At 68.8% G+C, this 2,736-nt stretch carries 1 protein-coding gene and 1 pseudogene; both read left to right on the forward strand.

Translation table 11 applies throughout. The features are described 5' to 3' along the window. A partial coding sequence (gene tal / locus TR46_RS37415; RefSeq protein WP_042411723.1) for a transaldolase occupies nt 1-1,099 on the forward strand: 1,099 nt, incomplete at its 5' end. A 38-nt stretch (nt 1,100-1,137) separates the two neighbouring features. After that, nucleotides 1,138-2,665: pseudogene (zwf, locus tag TR46_RS37420) on the forward strand (glucose-6-phosphate dehydrogenase). Nucleotides 2,666-2,736 lie beyond the last annotated feature (71 nt).

Consider the following 2,736-nt stretch of genomic DNA (forward strand, 5'->3'; position numbering starts at 1 on the left):
GGGCGTGGCGATCTGGCTGGACGACCTCAGCCGCACCCGCCTGACCACCGGCAACCTGGCCGAGCTGGTCCGCGACAAGCACGTGGTCGGGGTCACCACCAACCCGACCATCTTCCAGAAGGCCATCGGCGGCAGCTCCGACGCCTACGACGCCCAGCTCCGCGACCTCGCCGTTCGCGGCGTAACGGTCGACGAGGCCGTCCGGATGATGACCGCCGCGGACGTCCGCGAGGCCGCGGACGTGCTGCGTCCGGTCTACGACGCCAGCAACGGCCGTGACGGCCGGGTGTCCATCGAGGTGGACCCGCGGCTGGCGCACGACACCGAGGCGACCATCGCCGAGGCCAAGCAGCTGGCCTGGCTGGTGGACCGCCCCAACACCCTGATCAAGATCCCCGCCACCCTGGCCGGCCTGCCCGCCATCACCGCGGTCATCGCCGAGGGCATCAGCGTCAACGTCACCCTGATCTTCTCGCTGGAGCGCTACCGCGGCGTCATGGACGCCTTCCTGACCGGGCTTGAGCAGGCCAAGGCCAACGGCCACGACCTGTCCCAGATCGAGTCGGTCGCCTCCTTCTTCGTCTCCCGCGTGGACACCGAGATCGACAAGCGCCTCGACAAGCTGGCCACCCCCGAGGCCAAGGCCGCCAAGAGCAAGGCAGCCGTCGCCAACGCCCAACTCGCCTACCAGGCCTACGAAGAGGTGTTCTCCAGCGACCGCTGGAAGGCCCTCGCCGAGGCCGGCGCCAAGCCGCAGCGCCCGCTGTGGGCCTCCACCGGCGTCAAGGACCCGTCCCTGGACGACACCCTCTACGTGGTAGAGCTGGTCGCCCCCGGCACCGTCAACACCATGCCCGAGGCCACCCTGAACGCGGTCGCCGACCACGGCGTGATCCGCGGCGACACGGTCACCGGCAGCTACGCCGCCGCGCAGGCCGCCATCGACGGGCTGGCCGGACTGGGCATCTCCTACGACGACGTCGTCCAGGTCCTGGAGGACGAGGGCGTGGAGAAGTTCGAGGCGTCCTGGAAGGAACTGCTGGACACCGTCGCCGTCTCGCTCGCGAAGTTCGCCCCGAAAGGGGGCTCGGCGAAGTGAGTGAGGACGCCTCAGCAGTACTCGAGGAGGACACGGGCGTGATCGACGCCTGGGTCAATCCGCTGCGGGATCCGGCCGACCGCCGGCTGCCGCGGATCGCCGGGCCGTCCGGTCTGGTGATCTTCGGGGTCACCGGTGACCTGTCCCGCAAGAAGCTGATGCCGGCCGTCTACGACCTGGCCAACCGCGGCCTGCTGCCGCCGGGCTTCTCGCTGATCGGCTTCGCCCGCCGCGACTGGGAGGATGAGGACTTCGCCCAGGTCGTGCACGACTCGGTCAAGGAGCACGCGCGCACCCCGTTCCGCGAGGAGGTCTGGCAGCAGCTGGCCAAGGGCATGCGCTTCGTCCAGGGCGAGTTCGTCGACAACGACGCCTTCGAGAAGCTCCGCGAGACCATCGAGGACCTCGACAAGGCCCAGGGCACGGGCGGTAATTTCGCGTTCTACCTGTCGGTGCCGCCGAAGTTCTTCCCGCAGGTGGTGCAGCAGCTGAAGGCGCACGGGCTGGCGGATCCGCCGAAGGGCTCCTGGCGGCGTGCGGTGATCGAGAAGCCGTTCGGCCACGACCTGGCCAGTGCGCAGGAGCTGAACCAGGTCGTGCACTCGGTGTTCCCGCGTGACGAGGTCTTCCGGATCGACCACTACCTGGGCAAGGAGACGGTCCAGAACATCCTGGCGCTGCGGTTCGCCAACTCGATGTTCGAGCCGATCTGGAACCGCTCCTACGTGGACCACGTGCAGATCACCATGGCCGAGGACATCGGCATCGGCGGCCGCGCCGGCTACTACGACGGCATCGGCTCGGCCCGCGACGTGATCCAGAACCATCTGCTGCAGCTGATGGCGCTGACCGCGATCGAGGAGCCGGCGTCCTTCCACCCCAAGGCCCTGGTCGCCGAGAAGCTCAAAGTCCTCTCGGCGGTGCGGATCCCCAAGGACCTGGGCCGGCACACCGTACGCGGCCAGTACACCCACGGCTGGCAGGGCGGCGAGGAGGTGCTCGGCTACCTGGAGGAGGAGGGCATCGACCCGGCCTCGGTCACCGACACCTACGCCGCGGTGAAACTGGAGATCAACAACCGGCGCTGGGCCGGTGTGCCGTTCTACCTGCGCACCGGCAAGCGGCTGGGACGCCGGGTGACCGAGATCGCGGTGGTCTTCCAACGCGCCCCCTACCTGCCGTTCGACTCCAGCGCCACCGAGGAGCTGGGACAGAACGCCCTGGTGATCCGGGTACAGCCGGACGAGGGCGTGACCATGCGGTTCGGCTCCAAGGTCCCGGGCACCTCGATGGAGGTCCGCGACGTGAGCATGGACTTCGCCTACGGCGAATCGTTCACCGAGTCCAGCCCCGAGGCCTACGAACGCCTGATCCTGGACGTGCTCCTGGGACGCGAACCTGTTCCCGCGCCACCAGGAGGTCGAGGAGTCCTGGCGGATCCTGGACCCGATCGAGGCCTACTGGGACAAGCACGGCAAGCCCGCCCCCTACGAGTCGGGCACCTGGGGCCCGGCCCAGGCGGACGAGATGCTCGCACGAGACGGCAGGAGCTGGCGCCGGCCATGAAAATCGACCTCACGGACACCACCTCCAGCAAAATCAACGCCGGACTCGTCGAAGCCCGCCGAGCCATCGGC

The organism is Streptacidiphilus carbonis (assembly GCF_000787775.1).
Lineage (GTDB): Bacteria > Actinomycetota > Actinomycetes > Streptomycetales > Streptomycetaceae > Streptacidiphilus > Streptacidiphilus carbonis.